Genomic DNA, 305 nt, shown 5'->3' with positions numbered 1-305 from the left:
AGCACCGCCAGGTCCACCGGCACGCTGGGCAGGGTGCGGCCGGTGGTTTCGGCGCGGGCCAGCGCCAGCAGCTGGTTGACGGTGTGGGTGGCGCGCACGCTGGACTTGGCGATCTGCTGCAGCGAGCGGTGGATGTCTTCCCCGGCGCTGGCTTTCTGTGCCATTTCGGCCTGCATGCGCAGCCCCGCCAGCGGGGTCTTGAGCTGGTGTGCGGCGTCGGCCAGGAAGCGCTTCTGGTTGCTCAGCGAGCTTTTCAGCCGGTCCAGCAGGTCGTTGATGGAGGACACCAGCGGCGCCACCTCCTG

The 305-nt window shown here is 69.2% G+C and carries 1 protein-coding gene; it reads right to left on the bottom strand.

Going from position 1 to position 305, the window contains the following annotated elements:
- Positions 1 to 305, bottom strand: a 305-nt coding sequence (locus tag HA630_RS01355) for a histidine kinase dimerization/phospho-acceptor domain-containing protein (RefSeq protein ID WP_305792604.1), incomplete at both ends; no start/stop codon positions are given.

It is taken from the genome of Aquabacterium sp. A08 (assembly GCF_011742065.1).
The sequence above is the reverse complement of the archived record's forward strand: the minus strand, read 5'-3'. Positions and strand labels throughout refer to the sequence as shown.